The organism is Acidovorax sp., from assembly GCF_034519795.1.
In the GTDB taxonomy this organism is placed as follows: Bacteria; Pseudomonadota; Gammaproteobacteria; order Burkholderiales; family Burkholderiaceae_C; genus Acidovorax.
Genome location: NZ_JAXHOB010000008.1, coordinates 198,468 through 223,235 on the forward strand (window position 1 = coordinate 198,468; position 24,768 = coordinate 223,235).

At 66.8% G+C, this 24,768-nt stretch carries 20 protein-coding genes; 8 read left to right on the forward strand and 12 right to left on the reverse strand.

Going from position 1 to position 24,768, the window contains the following annotated elements; translation table 11 throughout:
* The first annotated feature begins 115 nt into the window (after positions 1-115).
* On the forward strand, positions 116-1,702 hold the full coding sequence (locus tag U5N23_RS09235) for an NYN domain-containing protein (protein ID WP_322592514.1): 1,587 nt from the start codon (positions 116-118) through the stop codon (positions 1,700-1,702).
* A 174-nt stretch (positions 1,703-1,876) separates the two neighbouring features.
* Entirely contained in the window at positions 1,877-2,674 is a 798-nt protein-coding gene (locus U5N23_RS09240) for a hypothetical protein (protein ID WP_322592515.1), read from the forward strand.
* A gap of 964 nt (positions 2,675-3,638) precedes the next feature.
* Here the strand turns inward: U5N23_RS09240 and U5N23_RS09245 are convergent.
* Both U5N23_RS09245 and U5N23_RS09250 read right to left on the reverse strand, forming a co-directional pair.
* On the reverse strand, positions 3,639-5,321 hold the full coding sequence (locus tag U5N23_RS09245) for a hypothetical protein (RefSeq protein WP_322592516.1): 1,683 nt from the start codon (positions 5,319-5,321) through the stop codon (positions 3,639-3,641).
* Between the two features lie 182 nt (positions 5,322-5,503).
* Positions 5,504-6,484 (reverse strand): helix-turn-helix transcriptional regulator, encoded by a 981-nt coding sequence (locus tag U5N23_RS09250; protein ID WP_322592517.1) that lies wholly within the window; start codon positions 6,482-6,484, stop codon positions 5,504-5,506.
* A gap of 590 nt (positions 6,485-7,074) precedes the next feature.
* Between U5N23_RS09250 and U5N23_RS09255 the strand changes: the two genes are divergently transcribed.
* Positions 7,075-8,607 carry a methyl-accepting chemotaxis protein gene (locus U5N23_RS09255; protein ID WP_322592518.1) on the forward strand — a complete coding sequence of 511 codons (1,533 nt, stop codon included), beginning with the start codon at positions 7,075-7,077 and terminating at the stop codon, positions 8,605-8,607.
* 53 nt (positions 8,608-8,660) lie between these two features.
* Here U5N23_RS09255 and U5N23_RS09260 read toward each other — a convergent pair whose 3' ends face one another.
* Positions 8,661-9,203 carry a peroxidase-related enzyme gene (locus U5N23_RS09260; RefSeq protein WP_322592519.1) on the reverse strand — a complete coding sequence of 181 codons (543 nt, stop codon included), beginning with the start codon at positions 9,201-9,203 and terminating at the stop codon, positions 8,661-8,663.
* Positions 9,204-9,335: 132 nt separating this feature from the next.
* Here U5N23_RS09260 and U5N23_RS09265 point away from each other — a divergent pair, with 132 nt between their 5' ends.
* Both U5N23_RS09265 and U5N23_RS09270 read left to right on the forward strand, forming a co-directional pair.
* Entirely contained in the window at positions 9,336-10,211 is an 876-nt protein-coding gene (locus tag U5N23_RS09265; protein WP_322592520.1) for an AraC family transcriptional regulator, read from the forward strand.
* Positions 10,212-10,472: 261 nt separating this feature from the next.
* Entirely contained in the window at positions 10,473-11,549 is a 1,077-nt protein-coding gene (locus tag U5N23_RS09270; protein WP_322592521.1) for a metallophosphoesterase, read from the forward strand.
* Between the two features lie 29 nt (positions 11,550-11,578).
* Here U5N23_RS09270 and U5N23_RS09275 read toward each other — a convergent pair whose 3' ends face one another.
* The 5 genes from U5N23_RS09275 to U5N23_RS09295 all read right to left on the reverse strand — a co-directional run bounded on the left by U5N23_RS09275 (position 11,579) and on the right by U5N23_RS09295 (position 18,247).
* Positions 11,579-11,947, reverse strand: coding sequence for a hypothetical protein (locus tag U5N23_RS09275; RefSeq protein WP_322592522.1), 369 nt, complete (start codon positions 11,945-11,947; stop codon positions 11,579-11,581).
* 933 nt (positions 11,948-12,880) lie between these two features.
* Positions 12,881-14,302, reverse strand: coding sequence for a hypothetical protein (locus tag U5N23_RS09280; protein WP_322592523.1), 1,422 nt, complete (start codon positions 14,300-14,302; stop codon positions 12,881-12,883).
* Between the two features lie 1,276 nt (positions 14,303-15,578).
* Positions 15,579-16,949 (reverse strand): hypothetical protein, encoded by a 1,371-nt coding sequence (locus U5N23_RS09285; RefSeq protein ID WP_322592524.1) that lies wholly within the window; start codon positions 16,947-16,949, stop codon positions 15,579-15,581.
* A gap of 576 nt (positions 16,950-17,525) precedes the next feature.
* On the reverse strand, positions 17,526-17,858 hold the full coding sequence (locus tag U5N23_RS09290; protein WP_322592525.1) for a hypothetical protein: 333 nt from the start codon (positions 17,856-17,858) through the stop codon (positions 17,526-17,528).
* Positions 17,858-18,247: a hypothetical protein gene (locus tag U5N23_RS09295; protein ID WP_322592526.1), complete on the reverse strand. Its 390-nt coding sequence runs from the start codon at positions 18,245-18,247 to the stop codon at positions 17,858-17,860. The genes U5N23_RS09290 and U5N23_RS09295 overlap by 1 nt, the downstream gene beginning before the upstream one ends.
* Before the next feature lie 373 nt (positions 18,248-18,620).
* Between U5N23_RS09295 and U5N23_RS09300 the strand changes: the two genes are divergently transcribed.
* Both U5N23_RS09300 and U5N23_RS09305 read left to right on the forward strand, forming a co-directional pair.
* Positions 18,621-19,013 carry an Imm10 family immunity protein gene (locus U5N23_RS09300; RefSeq protein ID WP_322592527.1) on the forward strand — a complete coding sequence of 131 codons (393 nt, stop codon included), beginning with the start codon at positions 18,621-18,623 and terminating at the stop codon, positions 19,011-19,013.
* 35 nt (positions 19,014-19,048) lie between these two features.
* The gene (locus U5N23_RS09305; protein ID WP_322592528.1) at positions 19,049-19,489 is read left to right on the forward strand and encodes a UPF0158 family protein; all 441 of its coding nucleotides are present in this window, start codon (positions 19,049-19,051) and stop codon (positions 19,487-19,489) included.
* 25 nt (positions 19,490-19,514) lie between these two features.
* Here the strand turns inward: U5N23_RS09305 and U5N23_RS09310 are convergent, their stop codons facing one another.
* The 4 genes from U5N23_RS09310 to U5N23_RS09325 all read right to left on the reverse strand — a co-directional run bounded on the left by U5N23_RS09310 (position 19,515) and on the right by U5N23_RS09325 (position 23,917).
* Complete coding sequence (locus U5N23_RS09310) at positions 19,515-20,156, reverse strand: hypothetical protein (RefSeq protein ID WP_322592529.1); 642 nt, start codon at positions 20,154-20,156, stop codon at positions 19,515-19,517.
* A 66-nt stretch (positions 20,157-20,222) separates the two neighbouring features.
* Positions 20,223-20,837 (reverse strand): hypothetical protein, encoded by a 615-nt coding sequence (locus U5N23_RS09315; protein WP_322592530.1) that lies wholly within the window; start codon positions 20,835-20,837, stop codon positions 20,223-20,225.
* A gap of 992 nt (positions 20,838-21,829) precedes the next feature.
* Positions 21,830-21,976: a hypothetical protein gene (locus U5N23_RS09320; protein WP_322592531.1), complete on the reverse strand. Its 147-nt coding sequence runs from the start codon at positions 21,974-21,976 to the stop codon at positions 21,830-21,832.
* Positions 21,977-22,684: 708 nt separating this feature from the next.
* Positions 22,685-23,917, reverse strand: a complete 1,233-nt coding sequence (locus U5N23_RS09325) for an MFS transporter (RefSeq protein WP_322592532.1) — start codon at positions 23,915-23,917, stop codon at positions 22,685-22,687.
* An 85-nt stretch (positions 23,918-24,002) separates the two neighbouring features.
* Between U5N23_RS09325 and U5N23_RS09330 the strand changes: the two genes are divergently transcribed.
* Positions 24,003-24,641, forward strand: coding sequence for a TetR/AcrR family transcriptional regulator (locus U5N23_RS09330; RefSeq protein ID WP_322592533.1), 639 nt, complete (start codon positions 24,003-24,005; stop codon positions 24,639-24,641).
* Positions 24,642-24,768 lie beyond the last annotated feature (127 nt).

Below are 24,768 nucleotides of genomic sequence, written 5' to 3' on the forward strand. Positions count from 1 at the left end.
ACGGTGGAGTGATGCGGTGATGCAGGCAGGGCCCGCGCAAGCGGGCTTTGCCTTTTTTGGGGGCGGGCTTCGTTCCATGTGATGATCACGCCTGCACTAGAACGGACACACTTCCATGGCATCCCCTTTAGACAACAGCATCAGCATGGCCCTGTTTTGCGACTTTGAAAACGTCGCCCTGGGCGTGCGCGATGCGCAGTATGAAAAATTCGACATCAAGCCCGTGCTGGAGCGCCTGCTGCTCAAGGGCTCCATCGTGGTCAAGAAGGCCTATTGCGACTGGGAGCGCTACAAGGGCTTCAAGGCCGCGATGCACGAGGCGAACTTCGAGCTGATCGAGATTCCGCACGTGCGCCAGTCGGGCAAGAACTCGGCCGACATCCGCCTGGTGGTGGATGCGCTGGACCTGTGCTACACCAAGTCGCACGTGGACACCTTCGTCATCATCAGCGGCGATTCGGACTTTTCGCCCCTGGTCTCCAAGCTGCGCGAGAACAACAAGCAGGTGATCGGCGTGGGCGTGAAGCAGTCCACCTCGGACCTGCTGATCGCCAACTGCGACGAGTTCATCTTCTATGACGACCTGGTGCGCGAAAAGCAGCGCACGCTGGCCCGCCGCCAGGGCGCGGGCAGTGGCAGCACGGCAGCCGCACCGGCCGCTCCACGCCGCAGCCCCGAGGAAGAGCGCCAGCGCAAGGAAAAGCAGGACGCACGCCGCACCCAGGGCGTGGAGCTGGCGGTGGAGACCTTCGAGGACCTGACCTCCGAGCGTGGCGACAGCGGCAAGATCTGGGCCTCGGTGCTCAAGGAGGCGATCAAGCGCCGCCGGCCCGATTTCAGCGAGAGCTATTTCGGCTTCCGCACCTTCGGCAACCTGCTCGAAGAGGCGCAGGCACGGGGGCTGCTGGAGTTTGGGCGCGACGAGCGCTCGGGCGCCTATGTGTTCCGCGGCCTGGGCACGGCGGCCGGTGGCCCGGTGCCGGCCGATGCGGCGCCCGCCGAGCGGCAGGGCAGCAACGGCAACAGCAATCACAACAACACCAGCCAGCGCCATGATTTCCATGCCGTGGCGGCGTTGCCGGATGCCCCCGAGGGCGGTGGTGGCCGGAGCGGCCGCGGCCGTGGGCGCGGCAGGGGTGAGGGTTCGGCACGCGGCGGGGCGCAGCAGCCGGTGGAGGGCCAGCAGGACCTGCTCTCGGCGGATGCCCATGCAGCGCCAGGCGCTGGCGACGCGCACGACGATGCGCCGCCGCAGGCCGAGCCCGTGGTGAGCCGCTACTTCAGCGCGCAGACCGCTTCGGCGCCAGCCCCCGCATGGGAGCCGGTGCCTGCGGACATGGGGGCGAACAATGGCAAAGACGGGATGTTCGGCGAGATGCCGGTGGCCGGCATTGTTCGTGCCGATGCGCATGCGCAGGTGGAGCCGGTGGACGTTGCAGAGGCGGCGCAAGGCGAAGAAGCGGCAGCGGCCGCCCCTGCACCGCGCAGCCGCCGTGCTGCGGCATCACCGGCAGCGCCGCGCAAGGCGGCGGGCGGGCGCAAGGCTGCGGCCAAAGCCGACGCCCCAGCGGCAGATGCCGCAGAGGCGGGGGGCGGCAAGGCGCCTGCGGCAGCACCGGCCAAGGCGGCCAGCACCCCTGCGCGCAAGCCGCGCAGTGCGGCGGCCAAGACAGGCAAGTCGGGCCGCACGCCTGCCGAGTGAGCTGCCGGCACCCGGCCAGCGCCACGGCCGGGTCACAGCAGCCCCTGCCCCGACGGGGTGGGGATTTCGGTGGCGCACTGGACTAGATTGGCCCATTGGCAAGGGCCCTTGCGATCCCCGAGATGGTGTCGGCCGACCTGCCGCGACATACAACGTACACCAGGAGAGGATTGCATGCATTCGACGACAACAACAACAAGAACCCCGGGGTTCAGGCGTCTTGCGGCCTTGGCCGCCTTTGCGGGCCTGGCGGCCTGTGGTGGGGGCGGCGGCGACGACCGTGCCAGCTACACGCTGGGGGGCAGCGTGGGCGGCCTTGCCACTGGCCAGTCCGTGGTTCTGGCCCACAGCGGCGGCGAAGAGGTGGCCGTGGCTGCCAATGGCGCCTTCGTGTTCGCCAGGCCGCTGGCGGATGGCAGCGCGTACGCCGTGGTGGTGAAGACGGCACCTGCCGGCGCGGGCTGCGTGGTGCGCAATGGTGCCGGCACCGTGGCTGCGGCGGCGGTGGACACGGTGGCAGTGCGGTGCGCGCCGCTGGCCACCCTGTCGGATGGTGCGTGGGAGCAGGACCGGTGCCGGCCCTCGGCCGATGGCAGTGTGCGCACCCTGTGGAGCTTCAACACACCGGCCAACGGCCCGCTGGCGGCGGGCGTGGGCACGGTGAACTACCGCAACGCGCAATGCGATGGCGTGGGCATCGCGCTTGCGGGCCCGTTGAGCGGCACGTTCTGGTTCGAGCCGCAACGCACCGAGACCGGCGCCGGCCTGGCGGCCTTCTGGGGCCAGCGCCAGACCTTTGCGGGTGGCTTGTTGAACCCGGCGGTCTTTACCCCGGTGGTGCTGGTGCGCAAGGGCAATCACCTGTGTCTGCTGGATGACACGGCGGTGCCGTCGGTCTTTCCGAATGTGGCCAGCTTGGAGACTGCTGTGGGGGCTGCGATGGTTGCGGGGCAGTGTTTTACGCCTCGTTGATGACGGGCGGCGGCTGAGGGGCGTTCGACGGGGTGATTGCGATGGTGGTGACGTGCCTGCTTCAAGGGCGGGAGCCGGGATGTGCGCCCGGCGGCGCACCTACCTTCTTTTGCGTCGCCAAAAGAAGGTAGGCCAAGAAAAGGCGACCCCGCTGCCCGTGTCCCCCATCGCCCTGTCGGGCGCTGGGGGCAGCCTGCGATGCTCGGTCCTGGGGTGACGCCGAAGAACTCCCTGCGCTGCCTCTGCGAGGCAGCTCCGGTCAAACAGCTTCGGCGAGCCAGATGACGAGGCGCGTGTCCTTCGGCACGCGCTCACCCCAGGCCCTGCGCTTCTCGGCACGGTCAGAAGGGGGTGGGAGCGGGCTCCATGCGGGCCATTGCTTCGCTCGGCCTCGTTGCGCCTGGCGTCGGCAACGTGCAGCGCGTAACCGACTAGACATCATGGTCGCCGCCCTTCGGTTAGGCGGCCGGTCTCCGACATCGTAGGTTGCGTCCAGGGACGTAGCGCTACATGCTGTGACTTGCGTCGTCAGCAACAAGGAGACCGACCAAGCAAGAGAGTAGCCCAGTCGCTGAGCGCGGGTCAGACTCCGGCGAACAGCAGCCACAAGGCAATGGCCATGAAGGGAAGCCCGAACAGGCCGAGCCACCAGGCTGCGGCGCGGCGTTGGGGTGCAAAGATGTTGTCGATGGCGGGCATGCGTGCGGTGCGGGAAGTGCAGAAAAAATCCATCGGCCGGGGCGCGGGGGGCTGATTGCGCAAGTGATCGTCGCTTCGGGCAACTGCATGGCCGGGCGTGTGTCTGTTTCGTGCTGCAAGCGGCAATGCCGCTGTTGCCCTGCTGGCGGACTGGCTGCACTGGGGAGAGGCGAGGGCGGCTGTCCATGCGCCAGGCAAATGAGAAGCGGGTGGACAGCGCGCTGTGGTGCGCGCCGTCCACCCGCCAGGCCTGCAGGGACGGGAATCAGTCGAAGCTCATGACGTTGCGAATGGAACGGCCGTTGAGGTCGCTGTAGGTGATGCCCAGTTCGGCAAGGGTGGGTACTGCCAAGTTCTGGGGTGGTACAAGAATGCCGGCGCTGAACGAGGTGGCGCTGGCGGCGGGGTAGGTCGTACGGTCCATGCGCACGTTGGGGTAAGCCGCCGAGGCGCTGACCCGGCCCTGCTCGAAGATGTAGCCGCTCTCCAGGCGCAGCGGGGTGCTGGCCTTGGCCGGCTTCACCACCGTCACCTGGATCGCGGCTGCGGTCTTGTTGCGCAAGGCGGTGGCGATGTCCACAGGGGTGAGGGACATCGTCGCATTGGGGTAGTTGGCCGTGGTGCCGCCAGCCAGTGCCCCGGCGCTTTCAGGCAGGGCGCCAAGGCGGCCCTGGTAGGTGGCGATGGGTGTCATGCCGGCCTGGCCATTCACGGTCTTCCAGCCGTCGTCGGCGTACACCTTGAGCGTGTAGGTTCCCCCCGCCGTGAAGCCCAGTGCTCCAAAGGCCCGGTCCAGCGCCGCCGCATCGGTGTTCTGCACCCGCAGCGCGTTGATCTCTGCGCCGTTCTGCGTGCAGTCAGCAACGGCGGCATCGGCCAGGCCGGCAGACCCGGCGGCCCAGCAGGCGCGAAAGGCATCTTCGGCCAGGGGGTCGAGCGAGTTGCCGGGCTTGCCTGCGAATTCGGGCGCCGTGGCCAGAATGCGGGGCGACACCAGCTTGTAGGCGCCAGGAATGCCGGGCCCGGAGACCGTGGCGTAGGTCGCCTTGGCGCTGGGGTCGGTCACGATGAAGCGGACCTCGTTGCGAAAGCGTACCGCGGGAGATTGGGGCGTGCCGTCGGCCAGCTTGAAGCGGTTGTGCACCGTGCTGATGGCCGAGAGGTTGAACCCCACGATGCGCTGGTTGCCCAGCAGTCGAAAGTCTTGCGAGTTCTGGGCCATTGCGCAGGCCCCCGCCACCGTGGAGGTGCCGGCCGAGCTGCCCTGCACCAGGGTGTCGGTGAGGCCGCGCTGGACCATGCCATCGGCGAAGCTGAGGTTGTAGCGCACGTCGATCTCGCGGCGCGTGCTGCCGTCCGCATTGGTGGTGTTGCGCTCGGCCAGCACCTCGATGTCGGTGCGCCTGGCGCCCACGCGGCGGGCCAGGTTGGCGCGCACCTCGGCGTCGGCATCGAAGCGTGCCACTTCGCTGGCGCGCGTCACTCCGTTGTGGAAGTAGCAGGTGTCATGGTTGGCGTAGGCCTGCGCGCCGGTGGTGGGCAGGCTGGTGGCGAACAGCGCATCCTGGGCCGCCAGGAAGGTGGTTGCCTTGGCCAGTGCGTCGCTGGAGATGCAGCTGCTGGGGTGCACGCTGCAGGCAAAGTCGGCCAGGGCGCCCACCGCCAGCAACTGGTTGCCTGTGGCGGGGCCCAGCACATAGATGGTGCTGCCTTCCACGCCGACGTAGTTGCCCGTGGAATAGGGGCCGCGGAACGAGAAACCAGTGCCCGTCACGCTGGTCAAGGAGCCTGGGAACGCGGCGGGCAGGGCTGTCTGGGCCCAGTCGAACAGCTCGTTGGCCGTGGGGGTGCGGGGCGCGGCCTGCAGGGGCAGCGGGCCCAGGGCGAGCACGGATAGAGCTGCCGAAAGAGCCAGCAGGTGGGACTTGGAATGGTTTGGGGTTGACACGGTTTCTCCTTTGAATGGGCGCCGGTGACGCAGCGCTCATCGAAAAATGTATGCAACCGTTACCCAATGGAGAATGATGCAAATGCATCATTTTTTCTGCGCAGGAGCGAACGCACAATGGCGCCATGCCTCGCAAGCCACGCAGATGCACAGAGCCCGCGCGCAGCCGCTGCACGGCCCCGTCACGCATCCACCAGCTGCAGTTCCTCGATGAGTGCGGCGATGCTGTTGATCTCCAGCTTGCCGTAGATGGCCTGCATGTGGTTGCGCACCGTGGCGGGCGCGCGCCCCAGTGCTGCGGCGACCTGCTTGTGGGTGTCGCCCTTGGCCATGAGCCGGGCCACCGCCAGCTCTCTGGGGGTGAGCTCGTCGGCGCGGTGGCGCGGGCGGGCGTGCAGGAACAGCAGTCCGCCCTCGGCGTGGCAGCTCACAACCCGGTGGCGGCCGCAGAATCGGGGCTGGCCGCTGGCAAAGTGCCGTACCACCACGTCGGGCAGCGTTGGCGGCACCCAGTTCGCCCATTCGGCCCGCAGCGCTTCGCGGAATGCCGGGTCTGCGTGGTGCAGCCTGCCGCGCGTGTCGGCAATCGCCGACCCCGTGATTGGCGCGGGCTGGTGGAGCAACTGACCCAGGTGCGCGATACGGTTGTGCTCCAGCGCCTGCTGCAGGTGGGGCGCCACGGCGGCCAGCAGCAGCCGCTCCTGCTCGGTGCCATGGGCATCGGGGCTGGCCCGGAACAGGCTGACCCAGTGCGTGAAACCGCTCTCGCGGTTCTGGTTCGAGCTGATGAAGAAGTTCTGCTGCTCAAAGCGCTGGCCGTAGGCCACGAGCGCACGCTGGGAGCGCGCCGAAAAGCATGACGCGGTGTGGAACGACAGGGTGGCGGTGGCGTGCTTGGCCACCTCGGCCGCCGCAGTGTCCAGGTGTTTGATGGTCTCGTACGCTGCCAGCATTTCCGCAGGCTGGTTGTGCAGGTGGATGGTGTGGATGTCGATGCCGGTCGCCGCCTGGGTGGCCGTGCCCCACATGGACGAATCAAAGGCCAGGCTGCAGCGCAACAGCCGCAGGGCTTCGTCCTGGAAGTGCTGCAGGGGGCACTCCAGCGACAGGCGGTACAGCGCCAAAAGCAACTGGCTGAAATCGTCGTGGGCTTTGCCGAGCATGTGTGGATGCCTTCCTCTGCTGGCTTGCACCGATGCACCAGCCGGGTGCATGTAACCAGCTGCTTCATTGTCGGCCGTGGGGCGAGGGCTTTCCATCACACGAATGGGTGGGGGTGCGCGTCAAAGCAGCACATATCACCAATGCTGCAAAAAAGATAAATACAGAACGGATGCTGCAGGTGGATCTTGATGCATACCCATTCAGGGCCGCCCAGGCTCATGGCACCGCATGCGCTTTTTGGGCGAGATGGCTCTAGTACCGATGGTATTGCTGCTGCATGGGTTCTACCTGATCACTGTGTCAGTGACGCAGTCGCCTAAATTGATGCAAATGATTTTCAATGCCGGCGCTTACCTATCACGGGTTGCAGGCGCTGTTGGGTCATCAGATGGGTTCGGTATAAGGACTTTTCGCTTGCGAGGGCCCCTGTTCCTCGATGGCGCAGGCAGTATCGCCGCGCTCCTGCCCTGGGTGCTGAATTTTCCCAAAGTGACTTATTGATAAAAATGCTAAAAACGGTTATATTTGGCGCATTGTCCTGGCCAGTTGCTCTGGCGGCGGACGTCCATTCCTCAATCGCCTGAAATCTATGAACCGTCTCTCAATTGGAACCCGTCTGAGCCTGGCATTCGGCCTGGTGCTCCTGGTCACTGCACTGATCACCATGGTCGGCATATGGCGCCTTGCCGAACTCAAGGATGCCAGCGAGCGCATCGCCACTGTGGAGCTGGAGCGCAACGCCCTGGCCCACGACTGGAAGGCTGCCATCGACTTGAACTGGGTGCGCGCTTCGGCGTCGCTCAAGTCTGGCGATGCTGGCTATGTCAAGGCGCTGGGCACGGACATGGCCGCCACCTCCGGGAAGGCCAGCGAGGCGCAAAAGCGGCTGGAAGAACTGCTCGCCGAAGACGCCAAGGGCAAGCAGTTGCTGGCCGAGGTGGCCAAGACCCGTACCGCCTATCTCGGCGCGCGAGCGAAGCTGCTGGAGCGCAAGAAGGCGGGAGACGATGTATTCGCCTTGGTGGACAGCGACCTGCGGCCGTTGGCCGACCAGTACCAGCAGTCCCTGGCTGCGGTCGCAAAATACACCGAGGATCAGCTCAAGGAGTTCGAGCAGCAGATCATCGCCAGCACTGCCTCGAGCCAGTGGGCCCTGGGTATCGCGGCGGCTGTCTCCGTGGCTTTGGGTGCGGTGTTCGCCACCTGGGCCACCCGCTCCATCACCGCCCCGGTGATGCAGGCGGTGCAGGCTGCGCAGCAAATCAGCCAGGGCAATCTGGCCATCGGCATCTCTGCCCAGGGCCGGGACGAGATGGCCCAGCTGCTGCAGGCCCTGTCGGCCATGCAGCAAAGCCTGGCGGGCGTGGTGCGCCATGTGCGTGAGGGGTCCGAGAACGTCTCCACCGCGTCCTCCGAGATCTCGCAAGGCAACAACGATCTGTCGGCACGCACCGAGCAGCAGGCCAGCGCCCTGCAGCAGACGGCCGCTTCGATGGAAGAGCTCAACGCCACCGTCAAGCAGAACGCCGACAATGCGCGCCAGGCGAACCAGCTGGCAATGAGCGCCTCGAACGTGGCTGTGCGTGGGGGCGAGGTGGTGGGCCAGGTGGTGAGCACCATGAAGGGCATCAACGACAGCAGCCACAAGATTGCCGACATCATCAGCGTGATCGACGGAATTGCCTTCCAGACCAACATTCTGGCCTTGAATGCTGCCGTGGAAGCTGCGCGTGCCGGCGAGCAGGGCCGTGGCTTCGCCGTCGTCGCATCGGAAGTGCGCAGCCTGGCGAGCCGCTCGGCCGACGCGGCCAAGCAGATCAAGACGCTGATCAGCGATAGCGTGGAACGCGTGAGCCAGGGGTCTGCGTTGGTGGAGCAGGCCGGTGCCACGATGACCGAGGTGGTGGGTGCCGTGCGCCGCGTGACCGATCTGATGGGCGAGATCAGCGCTGCCAGCACCGAGCAGAGCCAGGGGGTGTCGCAAGTGGGTGATGCCGTCACGCAGATGGACCAGGTCACGCAGCAGAATGCGGCACTGGTCGAAGAGATGGCCGCAGCCGCCAGCAGCCTCAACCACCAGGCGCGTGACCTGGTGGAGACGGTGGCATTCTTCCGTCTGTAACATCCGGCCGGTGCAAGGCGCCGGGCCGTTGGCTGCGGTTTTCCCGCGGATTCTCAGCGGCGCAGCGCCACCGAGGGAAAGTCCACCGGCACCGCGAACGCCACGTTCACGTAGTTGGTGAACAGGTTGAGCGCCACGTGCGCCACGATCTCGACCACCTGGCCGTCGCTGAAGCCGGCGCTGCGCAGGGCCTGCACGTCGGCCTCGGTCACCTGGCCGCGTGCCTCAACGAGCTTCAGGGCAAAGGCCAGGGCGGTGGCAGTGCGCGGGTCGTCGGACTGGCCGGTCTGTGCGGCGCCCATTTCGGCGGCGCTGGCGCCGGCCTTGCGGCCCAGGGCCGTGTGGGCGGCCAGGCAGTAGTGGCAGTCGTTGCGGTTGGCGACGGCCACGGCGATCTTCTCGCCCAGTTGCGCGTCGATGCTGCCGCCGCTGCCCAGCGCACCGAAGAAGCCCCACAGGGCGTTGAGCGCAGCGGGCGACTGGGCCACCGTGCGGAACATGTTGGGCGTGGCGCCAAAGGCGCCGTGGATGGCGTCGAGCGTACCGGCGACGCTGGCGGGGGCGGATGCGCGGTCGATCAGGGGAATGCGGTTCATGGTGGTGGTTCCTGGGTCAGGGTTGGGGCGTCTTGCAGACACCGTGGAATGAAGTTTCCACCGAAGCGCAGTAACATATGGTGCGTTGAGTCCATGAAACATGCCATTTCGTCCTGATCTGGCCCTGCCGCCATGAATGCCCCACTGCCGCAGTCCCCACCACCCATCGACCGGCTGTCCGCGCTGCTGGAGCGCTTTCGCCTGCGGGCACACTTGTTCCATGCGGGGCCGCTGTGCGGCGTGACGCACTTCGCGGCGCAGCCGGGGCGGGGGTTTCTGCATGTGCTGCGCAGCGGCGAGATGGAGGTCACGCACCGTGCGCGCGGCGTCAAGCGCCGGCTGCAGGTGAGCGAGCCCACGCTGCTGTTCTACCCGCGCCCGCTGGCGCATGACTTTCACAACGCGCCGGCGGACGGGGCCGATTTCGTCTGCGCTACGCTGGACTTCGACGGCGGCGACAAGCACCCGCTGGTGCGCGCGTTGCCCCCGCTGCTGGTGCTGCCGCTGCGCGAAGTGGATGGCCTTGAACACACGCTGGCACTGCTGTTTGCCGAGACCGAGCGCCTGCGCTGCGGCCAGCGCCTGCTGGCCGACCGCTTGTTCGAGGTGCTGGTGATCCAGCTTTTGCGCTGGCTGCTGGACCACACGGGCGAGACCGAGCTGCCCCCCGGCCTGCTCACCGGCCTGGCCGAGCCGCGCCTGGCGCGCACCCTGGTGGCCCTGCACGAGCGGCCCGAGGCCGACTGGACGCTGGACACCATGGCCGCGCAGGCCGGCATGTCGCGCAGCGCCTTTGCCGCGGCCTTTCGCACCCACGTCGGCCAGCCGCCCGCCGACTACCTGGCCCAGTGGCGCATGGCCATTGCGCAGACCCTGCTGCGCGGCGGCACCTCGGTCAAGGCCGCGGCCGAGCAACTGGGCTATGCCAGCGCGTCATCGTTCTCGCGCGCGTTCACGCAGGTGGTGGGGCAGGCGCCGCGCGGCTGGGTGCAGGACAGGCGTGCCTGAACCGCGCATGGCCCGTCACTGGCGGCCTGCCCTCGGACTGGCGTGGGCAGGTCTGGGTCGTCGGCCAGGTTGCGCAGCGCGCGGCCGGCCAAGCGGCAGGCGCAGAAGAGGGCTCGGTGGGTTCAGGAGGGGGCAGGGCATGCCGGGAGGCGTTGGATGCCCCGGGGCGCCGCAGCGGCTCGGGCGGGTATGCTGGCGGCTTCGCGACAGCCGCATGACCACACCCCATTTGACGACGCCACCCCGGAGCCCACTGCCCCCATGAGCCTGATCCAACCCCTGCCCGACGGCCCGCTCGACATCGTGGGCGATATCCACGGCGAGTACCAGGCGCTGGTGCAGTTGCTCGGCCACCTGGGCTATGACGCCGAGGGCCGGCATGCCGATGGGCGCACCCTGGTCTTCGTGGGCGACTTCTGCGACCGGGGGCCGGACAGCCCGGCGGTGCTCGCGCTGGCGCAGCGCCTGGTGCAGGCGGGCAGGGCGGTGGCGGTGCTGGGCAACCACGAGATCAACCTGCTGCGCGAGGATGCCAAGGACGGATCGGGCTGGTTCTTCGATGCGCGCATGGTGCGCGACCATGACAAGTACGCCCCCACCGCACGGCCCACGCCGGCGCAGCGGCGCTCCATCGTGGAGTTTCTGTCGGTGCTGCCGATTGCGCTGGAGCGCGATGACCTGCGCGTGGTGCACGCCGCCTGGCAGGACGCGCAGATCGAGGCTGCGCGCCTGCTGCCCCTGGGCTCGGTGCGCAGCGAGTACGACCACTGGGAGCATGCCGCCAGCCGCCAGGCGCGCGAGACCGCCCTGGAGCAGCGCATGGCGCAGGAGATGGAGCATTGGCTGCATGGCCTGGAGAACAACCTGCACCAGCCGCCGTTTTTGCACGCGCATGCCGAGAACGAGGCCAACAAGCAGATGCTCAACCCCCTCAAGGTGCTGACCTCGGGCGTGGAGAACACGGGGCGCTCGCCCTTTTTCGCGGGCGGGCGCTGGCGCTTTACCGAGCGCCAGGCCTGGTGGGACACCTACGCCGACGACGTGCCCGTGGTGGTGGGCCACTACTGGCGCCGCCTGCGCCCCATCGACCGCAGCGTGGTGGGCAAGGGCGATGCGGACCTGTTCGCCACCACCCACCCGCTGGCCTGGCACGGCCAGCGCGGCAATGTGTTCTGCGTGGATTTTTCGGTGGGTGGGCGCTGGACGGAGCGCAAGGCCGGCAAGGTGGTGGGGCACGACTTCAAGCTGGCGGCGCTGCGTTGGCCGGAGCGGGTGTTGCAGTTTGATGATGGGGCGGGGCAGGAGACGCAGGGGTTTGGGGTGGTGAGGTCGGGCTGACCGCAGCGCTTTTTTCTTCTTCTTCTTCTTCAGTCCTGTGAGCGCAGTCGCCAGATGCAGGCCGCGAGAAATCCGGCCGCTGCGGCCAGTGCGGCGATGCCCGGGCCGTATTGGCCCAGGGCCAGGTAGGCGAGGCCGAGGATCACGGCCATGCCTGCGCCGCCGCCCATGATTTCATCGGGGTGGGCGAAGTGCCAGGCGCCTATGCCTGCGAACATGAAGGCGAGCAGCAGGAGCAGTAGCCATTCGAGGGGGTGAGGGGGCTTGGGCGGGGGCTGGTTCTCTGCGGTTTTGTTCTTGCTCTTGCGTCTTGCATCGCGCAGGGCGAGAAAGATGGCGGCGAGTAGGCCGATGATGATGAGGATGGTGAATGTGCTGACGAGTACGGTGGCGAGCATGGGGGGCTACGGTAGCACGGTGCTTGCTGGTCGTTTCTGTTGTGGTTGCTTCTGTTCTTTTGCTGAGGGCGGAGGCCGGGATGTGCGCCCGGCGGCGCACCCACCTTCTTTTGCGTCGCCAAAAGAAGGTGGGCCAAGAAAAGGCGACCCCCAGTCTGCGTCCCCCGTTCGCCCTGTCGGGCGAACGGGGGCAACCTGCGATGCTCGGGCCTGGGGTGGCGTCGCGGAACTCGCTGCGTTCTGCGAACTCCGCTCAAACATCCGCGACGAGCTAGACCACGAAGTGCGTGTGTCCTTCGGCACACGCACCCACCCCAGGCCCTGCGCTTCTCGGCGCAGCCAGCAGGGGTGGGGAGCGGGGACAAAGACGGCTGCTGCTGCGCAGCCGCGCCGGGTGTCGGTTACGCGCTGCGCGCTGCCGACATTTGGGGCGCGGGCGCCCTGGCGAGCCGAGCGCAGCGAAGGACCACAGGCCGAGCGAAGCAATGGCCCGTATGGAGCCCGCTCCCACCCCCTTCTGACCGTGCCGAGAAGCGCAGGGCCTGGGGTGAGCGCGTGCCGAAGGACACGCGCATCGTTGTCTGGCTTGCCGAAGCTGTTTGACCGGAGCTGCCTCGCAGAGGCAGCGCAGGGAGTTCTTCGGCGTCACCCCAGGACCGAGCATCGCAGGCTGCCCCCAGCGCCCGACAGGGCGATGGGGGACACGGGCAGCGGGGTCGCCTTTTCTTGGCCTACCTTCTTTTGGCGACGCAAAAGAAGGTAGGTGCGCCGCCGGGCGCACATCCCGGCCTCCGCCCACAGCAAAGACACGTCATAACCACCACCCCTGCACTCTGAACGCCCAAGCACACCACCCTTCAGCGTCCGCTGGAGGTGACTGCAACCGGCCTGTCGGCAAGCACTCCCACGCTGGCGTTGCTGAGGATGTACCGGCTATTGAATGTCGTAAACCCGCTTGTAGCGATAGCTGTTGAGCATTTCACCCAGGCTCTCGGCGGTGGTCGCCCCCAGTCCATAGCCGATGAAAAAGGCGGTGCCTGAAAGGTGGCTCATGTCCTGGTTCACAAACAGAAGGGAGGATGTGTTTTGCAGGCGGTCGGCCCAGGCCAGCGGATTGGCCGGATTCAGGCGGTCGAAAACGGGCGCCGAGTAGGTGAACATGGTTCCGTCCGGCGTGATCGCCACGAGGTAGGGATGCCCCTTGGCGCCACTGGCGAGGTGCTCGGGTTTGATCTGTACGTGCGCGGACAGCGTCAGGCGGGTCAGGGTCCCGGTGGCCACCATGGTGCCCAGCCCCGGTGTACCCGCGCCTTCGAACACCACGGGGAGCGGCGACGGTTGATCCTGTCCCACCGGCCCCACACCCAGTTGCCCATAGTTGTTGCGACCCCAGGCCAGGAGCGTGCCGTCGGTGGTGAGTGCCAGGGAGTGCTCGGCGGATGCCGCCACCTGTGCGTACCCGCTTCCAAGGAACTGCGGGCTTGCGCTCTCCGTGCGGGTGGCATTGCCCAACTCGCCCCAGTAGTTGCTGGAGCCCCAGGCCCAGGCCGTCCCATCGGCCTTCAGCGCCAGCGTGTGGCCGGAACCTTTGGCGACCTGGCGGTAACCGCCGCCCACCAGCACGGGGGCGTCGAGCCCGCTCCATTGCCAGAGGGTTCCATCCTCCTTCACGCCTGCGGCCGAGTAGGAGCCCAAGGCCACCTGCACAAAACCACGGTCCACCGGGCCGGCGCTGCCGTAGCCGCTCATCCAGCTGCCCATGCCGATCATGGCCGAGGGGTCCCAGGGCACAAAAAGAAACTGTATGGCACCGTCTCCCAGCACGAACAACACGTTGTAGCGGTTATTGAGCATCTGCAGGTAACCGGGTGGCAGCCGGTCCAGCATGTCGTCGCCACCGACACTCGCTTTGATGAGTCTTTTCATATGGCCCCAGTACCAGACAGCGCCATCCGCCTTGCTGGCGGTGTCCGAGGTCATCAGCTGCGCAAAGCCACTGCCCACCTGCACCGGCCGGGCTTCGTTCAGGATCTTGTTTCTCAACTGCACCGCCCCCCACATCCACAAGCTGCCATCGGTCTTGAGGCCCACCATGTAACTACCGCCCACGGCAACCTTCGCGAAGCCGCTGCCGATCTGCACGGGTCTGTCCGCACTGACCGTGGAGCCATTGCCCAATTGCCCATACTGGTTGTCTCCCCAGGTCCATAGCGTGCCGTCGCTGAGTACCGCTGCGGAGTTGACAACGCCCGTGGCCATGTGCACCACCGTGGCCGCCTGCACGCTGCCCATGCCCGTCACCAGGGCGAGCATCAGCCAGAATTTGAATGCCAGGGGTGCCAGGTGACGGGACACGGCGGAGCGCAAGCGGTGGCTCGCAAAATTCGAATAGAAACTCATCAGAAGACCCATCTTTGGAAGTATTGGTGAAACCTGCCGAAGCCCACATTGGCCTCTTCAGAAAGTCGGTGCGCAACGAACGAGCGAACGATGGACGCGCCACGGTGCAGCCTCCCCTCCCTGAAATCTGGCGAATGTTTTTTTACGATCAGCAGGGGTGCCTCTCAAGTGCCATGGTAGTTGCGGTGCCTTGCGAAAAGCGGTGATTCGCATCACCCCACCTTGTCAGCCAAACAAAGCGTTACGAAATCAGTTCAGGGAAGCCACTTGTTTCAGCCGCATCCGTGCCTTGGCAGTCCAGACCCAGGCCACTGAGATCGATGTCTTGCGATGATGGCGCGTTGCCATCTCGCGTCAGCGTTCGTGTGGTTGGTTCTGTTTTTTGTTTGAGGGCGGAGGCCGGGGTGTGCGCCCGGCGGCGCAGTAACTTTCTCTTGGCCGCCAAGAGAAAGTCACCAAAGAGAAGGCGGCCCCCAGTCTGCGTCCCCCATTCGCCCTGTCGGGCGAACGGGGGCAACCTGCGATGCTCGGATCTGGGGTGGGCGTCGCTGAACTCGCTGCGTTCTTCGAACTCCGCTCAGACAGCAGCGACGAGCCAGACGACGAAGTGCGTGTGTCCTTCGGCACACGCACCCACCCCAGCTCCTGCGCTTCTCGGCGCAGCCAGCAGGGGTGGGGAGCGGGGACAAAGACGGCTGCTGCTGCGCAGCTGCGCCGGGTATCGGTTACGCGCTGCGCGCTGCCGACGAGCTGGGCATGATCGCCCTGGCGAGCCGAGCGAAGCAATGGCCCGTATGGAGCCCGCTCCCACCCCCTTCTGACCGTGCCGAGAAGCGCAGGGCCTGGGGTGAGCGCGTGCCGAAGGACACGCGCCTCGTCATCTGGCTCGCCGAAGCTGTTTGACCGGAGCTGCCTCGCAGAGGCAGCGCAGGGAGTTCTTCGGCGCCACCCCAGGCCCGAGCATCGCAGGCTGCCCCCTCGCCCACCGGGCGAGGGGGACACGGGCAGCGGGGTCGCCTTCTCTTTGGTGACTTTCTCTTGGCGACTCAAGAGAAAGTTACTGCGCCGCCGGGCGCACATCCCGGCCTCCGCCCACAGCAAAGACACGTCATAACCACCACCCCTGCACTCTGAACGCCCAAGCACACCACCCTTCAGCGTCCTCTGGAGGTGACTGCAACCGGCCTGTCGGCAAGCACTCCCACGTTGGCGTTGCCTTGGGATGTACCGGCTATTGAATGTCGTAAACCCGCTTGTAGCGAAAGCTGTTGAGCATTTCACCCAGGCTCTCGGCGGTGGTTGCACCCAGTCCATAGCCGATGAAAAAGGCGGTGCCAGACAGGTGGCTCATGTCCTGGTTCACAAACAGAAGGGAGGATGTGTTTTGCAGGCGGTCGGCCCAGGCCAGCGGATTGGCCGGATTCAGGCGGTCGAAAGCGGGCGCCGAGTAGGTGAACATGGTTCCGTCGGGCGTGATCGCCACAAGGAAAGGATTGCCTTTGGCCCCACTGGCGAGGTGCTCGGGTTTGACCTGTACGTGTGCGGACAGCGTCAGGCGGGTCAGGGTCCCTGTGGCCACCATGGTGCCCAGCCCCGGTGTACCCGCGCCTTCGAACACCACGGGGAGCGGCGACGGTTGCGATGGCCCCACCGGCCCCACACCCAGTTGCCCTTCGGTGTTGCGACCCCAGGCCAGGAGCGTGCCGTCGGTGGTGAGTGCCAGGGAGTGCTCGGCGGATGCCGCGACCCGTGCATACCCGGCGCCAAGCGGTCGCGGGATTTCCGTGTCGGTGAAGGTGGCATCGCCCAGTTGGCCATTTGGGTTGGCGCCCCAGGCCCAGGCCGTGCCATCGGCCTTCAGTGCCAGCGTGTGGCTGCTGCCTTTGGCGACCTGGCGATAGCCGCCGCCCACCAGCACGGGGACTTCGGACCCTTTCCATTGCCAGAGCGTTCCGTCATCCTTCACGCCTGCGGCTGAGAAAACGCCCAACGCCAACTGCACAAAGCCACGGTCTACCGGGCCGGCGTTGCCGTAGGCGTAAATCCAGATACCGAGCCAGTCCGTGGGCATGAAGGACCTTGAAATAGACTGTATGGCGCCGCCTGCCAGCAGGAACAACCCGTTGTTCCCGGCACTGATCATCTGCAGGTAGCCGGGTGGCAGCCGGTCCAGCATGTCGTCGCCACCGGCATTTCCATTGAAGAGTCTTCTCGCACCGCCCCAGTACCAGATGGAGCCGTCTGTTTTGCTGGCGGTGTCCTTGTTCATCAGCTGCGCAAAGCCGCTGCCGACCTGCACCGGCCGGGTTTCGGTCAAAGTCTGGTTTCTCAGCAGCACTGAGCCCCACATCCACAATGTGCCGTCGGTCTTGAGGGCCACCATGTACTGGCTGCCCACAGCAACCTGGGCAAAGCCGCTGCCGATCTGCACGGGTCTGTCTGCACTGACCGTGGAGCCATTGCCCAACTGCCCCATCTGGTTGTCTCCCCAGGTCCACAACGTTCCGTCGCTGAGCACGGCTGCGGAGTTGCGATAGCTCGTATCCATGTGCACCACCGTGGCGGCGTGCACGCTGCCCATGCCCGCCACCAGGGCGAGCATCAGCCAGAATTTGAAGGCCAGGGATGCCAGGTTGCGGGACACGGCGGAGCGCAAGCGGTGGCTCGCAAAATTCGAAAAGAAACCCATCAGAAGACCCATCTTTGGAAGTATTGGTGAAACCTGCCGAAGCCCGCATTGGCCTCTTCAGAAAGTGCGTGCGCAACGAACGAACGAGCGAACGATGGACGCGCCACGGTGCAGCCTCCCCTCCCTGAAATCTGGCGAATGTTTTTTTACGATCAGCAGGGGTGCCTCTCAAGTGCCATGGTAGTTGCGGTGCCTTGCGAAAAGCGGTGATTCGCATCACCACACCTTGTCAGCCAAACAAAGCGTTACGAAATCAGTTCAGGGAAGCCATTTGTTTCAGCCGCATCCGTGCCTTGGCAGTCCAGACCCAGGCCACTGAGATCGATGTCTTGCGATGATGGCGCGTTGCCATCTCGCGTCAGCGTTCGTGTGGTTGGTTCTGTTTTTTGTTTGAGGGCGGAGGCCGGGCGCACACCCCGGCCTCCGCCCTCAGCAAAGACACGTCATAACCACCACCCCTGCACTCTGAACGCCCAAGCACACCACCCTTCAGCGCCCGCTGGAGGTGACTGCAACCGGCCTGTCGGCAAGCACTTCGCGCAAACACTCCACCGTATTCGCATTCACCCACTGGTAAGCCACCCCATACCCGCACACGAACTGCGCCGCCCCATGCCGGCGCTGCTCAGCGCCGGGCTCGGGCTGCTGCTGCTGCTGCAAGGCCTGCTGCGCCATGCGCGCGCGCTGCTGCCCGTGCCGCGCGTCCTCGTGCATCGCCCACAACAGCGTGCCCACGATGGCCAGCGCGCCGAGCACGAGAACAACCGCGCTGGCAGGCGTGATGGCGGCCCGCCCGGCGCCTTGCATTTGCGGCCTGTCCATCACACCGCCTCGGTATGCGTTTCGGCCCAGGTGCGGGCCAGCAGCTCGACGGCCTCGCGCGCGAGCGCATGGCCCTGCTGGGCGCAAGTGACCAGGGCGTGCATGGCGCGGGTGTCGTTGTCGCGGTAGTCCATGGCGGACAGCAGGCGCGCATAGTCGCCGCCGCGCGCCAGGGCCAGGGTGTCGTGGTGGGCGGCGTCTTCGGCGGCGTACTGCGCATCGGACGCTGCAGCGCGCGCCGCGTGGTGGTGGGCAGCATCGCGCACCGGGTCGTTGGCGCTGCGGCAGAACAGGGCCCTGTCCCTGGCCATGCCGGTGGGTGCCAGGGTGGCGAAAGGGGGGTGGTACGTGGCGGCGGTCGCAGTGGCAGGGGACGGTGCGGTTTGCATGGTGCGGTGCTCCTGGCAGAGGGGCCCACCCATCGGGTCAGCGACAGCTGGCATGGCGAAGGTGGGGTGGCAGGGGAAGAGGAAGGTGACGGGGGCGGCAGCCCCTGGCGCGTGCGGACGGTGGATGGGTGGTATCGGTTGGCGCCGCGGTGCGCAGGGGCTGCCATGGGCCCTATTGTTTAGCTTTACCTAAACCATGTCAAGATAAAATTAAACTGGTGTTTAGAGATTTCTTGACTGCTCGCCGGCGGGCTGCACCTGCTGCTGGCGGTGGGGGGGCGGTGGCGGCTATAGTGGGCGCCTGCAAAAATCTGGCACCTGGCCCCCTGTGGCCGCCGGGGTGTCGGGCTGAACAATGGAAGAAGGGGGGCGCATGCCCGCAGGCTTTTTCGCAGATGCATTTGCTGCCGTGGAGGACGATGGGCTGCTCATCGTCACGCTCGGGGCGCCGTCCACCGAGGACGAGGATTTCTACCTGATGCTGCAGCACCAGGACGAGTACGACGAGCAGGACATCGAACTGGGCATGGACCAGCCCTACATCGAGTACTGCGGCCAGGGCTGGTCCTGGTACGGCTATATCCTGTCGTTCGACCTGCACCGCGACCATGTGAGGGTGCAGATGGACGCGCAGGCCGCCCGCGAGATGGACAACGATGGCCTGATCGAAGTGCGCTTTGACCTGGCCGATGCCCAGTTCCACGCGCTGCGCCTCGCCCTGCAGCGGACCTTTGCCGGGCGCTCCTGCTTCCACGACAGGGCCTGAGCGTTGCCTGGCCTGTTGCCCCCTTGGAGATTGCCATGACCACCCTGGTGCAGCTCTCTGAACTCATCGACGCCTTCCAGTGGACCAGTGCCACGGGGCCGTTCGAGCATGCCGCCTTTGTCGACCGCAAGTCCGGAAGGATCTGGTGGGTCGGCGGCGATAGCGAAGACGAAGACGACCCGGTGCCCGACGATCTGGAGGATGGGTCGCTGTACCTTGCCGTGCCGGACCCGCTCGAACTGGGCCTGGGGCGGCGCCTGGCCCTGCGCTTCGCCGAGGAGCAGGCGCCGCAACTGGCCGAACGGGTGTACCGCTGTTTCGAGCGGGCGGGCGCCTATGGCCGGTTCAAGGGCCTGCTGGAGGACCACGGCCTGCTGCAGGGCTGGTACGACTATGAGGCCGCAGCCACCGGGCAGGCCCTGCGCGAATGGGCGGCTGAGAATGGCTTCACGCTCGTGGAGCCGCGCCCGCTGTGACGACCGGCCGGGCGGCGGTGGGCGGTCAGCGCTTGCCGGTGCTGCGGTAGCGCAAGGTATCGAGCGCCATGGTGAAGCCGGGCTCCACGGCCTTGGCGGATTCGTCGGCCACTTGGGTCATGATGATGGCGGTGGTCCCCTCCAGCGGGGCCTTGAAGAAGCGCGCCTCGTGCGGCAGCTTCTGGCCCAGCAGGCTGATCACGAAGCGCTGCGAAACCCCCTTGTTCTCCTGCCCTGCCACGTTGCGCGTGATGGGCGCGGTGGTGGAGGGGCCGTAGCGCAACTGCTGCGCAATGGCGCCGACTGCTTTTTCGGCGTCGGTGCGGCCTTTGGCGATGGTGGCCGCAAAGGCCTCGATGCCCTGGTCCTTCAGAAAGGGGCTGAGCATGATGGTCACGACGGCCTCGTCGGGCCCTTCGAGGTCGATGCTGCGCAGGCGGGTTGCGTCCTGGGCGACCGAGTCCTCGGTCACCTTCCAGCCGACCGGGTGCTCGAAGCTCACGCCGTCCTTGCTGTAGGTGGTGGTGTTGGGCGCGGCCAGGGCGGGCTGGGCCAGGCCGGCCAGCAGCAGCGCCATCATCATCATCATGAGGCCGAGGGCTGTGGTGGCGATGCTGCGGCGCGTGGCTGCGCGCAGGGTGGGGAGCGGGGTGGCGGTGAGGTGCATGGGTCAGGGAGAAGGGGGAGAGGTCGGGAAGGGGGCGGGCTTGTTGCTACTTACTGAGCTACCTGCCTACCGCTTGGCGCGGTAGCGCAGCGTGTTCATCACCAGGCCCAGGGCTGCGTCCACCTGCTTGCCATCTTCGGCCATGGACTGGGTCATGAGGTTGGCGCTGCTGGCATCGCCGAAGTCCATGGAGAAAAAGCGCGCTTCGAGCTGCATGGTTTCGCCCTCGGAGGTGTAGCCGAAGCGCTGCAGCACGCCCTTGACCTCCTTGCTGCCCACGCGCCGGGAGATGGCGCTGGAGCTGAACCCCGTGGGGGTGATCTTGTCCGGGCCCTCCTGAGCCGCAGCGCCCTTGTCCATCTGCGCGCGGTGTTCGGCGGCGCGCGTGGCCAGGGTCTCGATGTTCTGGCCCGACAGGAAGGGGATGAACATGAGGCTGATGATGGCGTCGCCCGGGCCTTCGAGGTCGATGCTGCGCATGCCGGCGCCGTCTTTCTCGATCTCGTCGCCCATCACCTTCCAGGTGCTGGGGTACTGGAAGCTGATGCCGCTCTTGCTGTAGGACTTGGGGGGCGCGGCCTGGGCGGGCAGGGCCAGCCAGGCCAGGGTGGCGGCGGCCAGGAGCAGGGCCAGGGTGCGGAGCAGGGTGTTGGTGGGCGGGGGGAGGGTGGGGGAGTGCATGGGGTGGGGGTTGCCGGGGGCGGGGGGCTTGGGTGGGGCTGGTGGATTCTCGCAGTCGTGTGGGGGGGTAGTTTGGGGGCGATGGTTGCTTCTGCTCTATTGCCGTGGGCGGAGGCCGGGATGTGCGCCCGGCGGCGCACCTACTTGTCTTTTGCGTCGCCAAAAGAAAGTAGGCAAAGAAAAGGCGACCCCCAGTCTGCGTCCCCCGTTCGCCCTGTCGGGCGAACGGGGGCAACCTGCGATGCTCGGATCTGGGGTGGTGCCGCAGAACTCGCTACGTTCTTCGAACTCCGCTCAAACAGCTGCGGCAAGTCAGATCACGAAGCGTGTGTGTCCTTCGGCACACACGCCCACCCCAGCCCCTGCGCTTCTCGGCGCAGCCAGAAGGGGTGGGAGCGGGGTCAAAGACGGCTGCTGCTTCGCAGCTGCGCCTGGGGTCGGTTCGCGCTGCGCGCTGCCGACGATCTGGGCGATCGCTCTGGCGAGCCGAGCGCAGCGAAGGACCACCAGGCCGAGCGAAGCAATGGCCCGTATGGAGCCCGCTCCCACCCCCTTCTGACCGTGCCGAGAAGCGCAGGGCCTGGGGTGAGCGCGTGCCGAAGGACACGCGCCTCGTCATCTGGCTCGCCGAAGCTGTTTGACCGCAGCTGCCTCGCAGAGGCAGCGCAGGGAGTTCTTCGGCGTCACCCCAGGACCGAGCATCGCAGGCTGCCCCCTCGTACGAAGTGCGAGGGGGACACGGGCAGCGGGGTCGCCTTTTCTTGGCCTACCTTCTTTTGGCGACGCAAAAGAAGGTAGGTGCGCCGCCGGGCGCACATCCCGGCCTCCGCCCTTGATTCAGGCATGGAGCTGCCACGGAGAACCAATCCCCACAGCAAGCCGGACTCAAACCCGGCCTCCGCCCTCAGCAAAAGCAAGCATCAACCACCAGGACAGAAACGTAGAACGCGCAATCAATACAACCGACCGGGCCAAACACCCAGCCCACACCCTCACCCCAGCGGCTTCCACTGCGGCGCCTCCGGTTCCGGATACAACAGCACCTCGCGCGCCGGCCGCTGCATGGCCTCCCACTGCCGGCGGCGCTTGATGTCGCGGGGGCGGATCTTTTCGGGCTGGGTTCTGTGCGTGCGGGACATGGTGGCTACCTCCTCTTGGGGTCTGAGAGGCTGAGAATCTTTCGTCCATGCCCGCTTGGCACGCCAAAACACCCCGGCCCGTCGTTGCAAATGCTCGCCATAGCCCGAGCTATGGCTGTGCTTTGCGCCTAGATCCGGGGCGTTGTGGCGCGCCCCTCGGTCACGGCCAAAAAATTCCCAGCCTCTGGTGTCTCCATTGGCGCGCAGACCGCACACGGTGGCTGTCGGACTGCATCGACGCAGGCCATCGGCCAACATCGAAGCGGCGTGCAGGGCGATGCCGACGTACATGCAAAAAAAACAGCCCGCAGTGAGCGGGCTGTGAACTTGCTGTTCAGCAAGGGAGGGGTGGGTGTCGATGCGGTATCGACAGAAGCAATACTAAAGATCCCGCCGCGCCGTTTTTGTAGGACGGCGCCCCGTTGAAGCGTCTGCCAAAGAGAAGCGCATTTGCACCATGGGCGCCTGCTCCCCTGTGCAGGCCCGCGCGCTGCCTGTAGGCGTTGTCTGACCCGCCGGGTTTGCAAAAGACTGCATGCAAATGTTGCAGTGCGTTCTAAGCTGACGCCTTCTTCACGGAGGACCACATGCCTATCTTGGGAATCGTCTTTGGAATCCAGGCCATCGCCATCGTCGCCGCCCTGTCGCTGAGCCTGGCCATCTACTCCTGACCTGGATTGCGTCGGGCGGCCGGCCAGCCAGCCCCGTTCAGGCGGCACCACGCCGCATCATCAGCCCCAGCGCCGTGAGCCCCAGCGCCAGCAGCGCCAGGCCGAACCCCAGCGCCGTGGCATGCAGCCCGAAGATGCCGGCGGCCAGCCCGGCCACGATGGCCGGCAGGCTGAAGGCCAGGTAGCTGAGCACGAAAAAGCCCGACATCAGCCCGCCGCGCTCTGCCGGCGTGGCGGTGCCCACCAGGCTGCGCAGCGAGCCGTTGAAGCCCGAGCCAAACCCCACCCCTGCCACCACCGTGCCCGCGAAGAAGGCCACGCTCGAATGCAGGGCCACGCCCGCCAGCGTGATGGCCAGCCCCAGCACCAGCGCCACCGTGCCCAGCAGCAGCACCTTCCGCGGCGGCCGGGCGCGCACGAACACGATGGCCACGGCGCTGGTGAGCACCAGTGCGCAGATGAGCGCGCCGCCCACCACCGGCGCATGGCTGCCGGTGATGACCCGCGCCAGCGTGGGCCCCAGCGAAAGGTAAAAGCCGCCCAGCGCCCACAGCGCCGTGTTCAGCGGCAGGATGCGCACCAGCGTGGCGCGCGAGCTGGCCGGTATGGCGATGCGCGGGCGCAGCGAGCGCCAGGCGCCTGGGCGGCGCACCACCGTTTCGGGCAAAAAGACGGCGGCCAGCGTCTGCAGCACGAACAGCGCCAGCAGCAGCTCGAACACCAGCGCCGTGTGCGTGGGCGCAAACTGCACCAGCGCGCTGGTGCCCAGAGCCCCGATGGACATGCCCAGCATGGGCGCCACGGTGTTCACCAGGGCGCCGCGCTCGGGGTGCAGGTCGATCAGCGCGGCGCTGAGCACGCTGGTGGCGATGCCCGTGGCCAGGCCCTGCACGATGCGCGCGGCAAACAGCCAGGCCACCGAATCGGCCTGCCAGAAGAGCACGGTGGAGGCGATCTCCAGCACCAGCGCCAGCAACACCACCTCGCGCCGGCCCCTGTGGTCCGAGAAGGTGCCGAACAGCAGCGCCGTGCTGAGCAGCGCAAAGGCGTAGCTGGCGAACACCAGGGTCAGCGTGAGCGCCGAAAAGCCCCAGCTGTCGCGGTATAGCGCGTACAGCGGCGAGGGCGCGCTCGATGCCGCCAGAAACCCCACCAGGATGGAGGCCAGCAGCCACAGGGCCTGGGCATGGCCCATCCTGCGGACGGGGGCCGAGGGTGGGGCCATGGCGGTGTGCGGCGTGGCGGCGGTGGCGGCTGGGTGCGGGGCCATGGAAACTCCAGTGCAATACAAAAGCAAAGAATTTGCTTTTGTGCATTAAACCACTAAAGCAATCTTTTTGCTTTAGCATCGGGCCATGAACCCCAGACCAGCCCCCCGCCCCGGGGGACGCAGCGCCCGCGTGCAGGCCGCCGTCCACCGCGCCACCCGCGAGCTGGCCGAGCAGATCGGCCGCGCGCAGCTCACCGTGCCGCTGATCGCGGCGCAGGCGGGCGTCACGCCCTCCACCATCTACCGCCGCTGGGGCGACCTGGCCGAGCTGCTGGCCGACGTGGCGCTGGACCGCTTTCGTGCCGATGCCGAGCCTGCGGACACCGGCAGCGTGGAAGGCGACCTGCAGGCCTGGGCCGAGCAGTTCTTTGAAGAGATGGGCTCCGAGGTCGGGCAGACCATGCTGCGCGATGTGCTGGCCGGCCGCGTCCAGGGCAGCATGGCCGTGCCCAGCCAGTGCGCGGCCTACACCGCCAGCCAGATCGAGATCATCATCACCCGTGGCCTGCAGCGCGGCGAGGCTGTGCCCACGGTGGACGCCATCATGGACGGCGTGGTCGCCCCCATCATCTACCGCACCCTGTTCGGGCCCGCCCGCGCCAGCCATGCGCTGGTGCGCGGGCTGGTGCGCGGGTGCATGCAAGGGGCAGGCCGGCCGAGCGATGCGGCCCTGGCGCTCGCGGGTGCTGCAGGTGCTGCAGGGCCGGCCTCTTTCATCGAGTAGGGCGGGGCGCCGCAGCGGGCACGGCCCTGGGGTAGCCTGTGCCGGCAGGCGATGGCTTGCGCCATACTGCGCTGCAGTTGCACTGTGGTGCCGACCCGGCCCTGGCGGTCGTTGTTCTTCCCGGCTG